Raw genomic sequence first — 247 nt, 5'->3', positions numbered from 1 at the left:
CATTCAACTAATGGTACATGTTTATACGCAGCCGCGTGATAGACCGTCTGTACGTGATATTGTTCGATAATTCGCTCAAGCTTTTGCTGATCTTGTACCGTTCCTAAAATAGGAACAATCTCGCAAGTTCCAGTGCGTCTTAGCTCTTTATCAATATCGTATAATGCAAACTCGGTGAGTTCATATAACACCAAAAGTTTGGGTTGGTTTTTAATAATTTGACGACATAGTTCTGAGCCAATTGAAC

1 protein-coding gene is annotated in these 247 nt (G+C 38.9%); it reads right to left on the bottom strand.

Translation table 11 applies throughout. The features are described from left to right. The coding region (locus AC2Q9J_RS18365) for a polysaccharide biosynthesis protein (protein WP_499042159.1) at positions 1–247 on the bottom strand (247 nt) is incomplete at both ends.

The sequence above is a fragment of the Planococcus sp. RAB007_Raresut genome, assembly GCF_057369535.1.
Note: the sequence above shows the minus strand (reverse complement) of the source record. Positions and strands in the feature narration are given on the sequence as shown.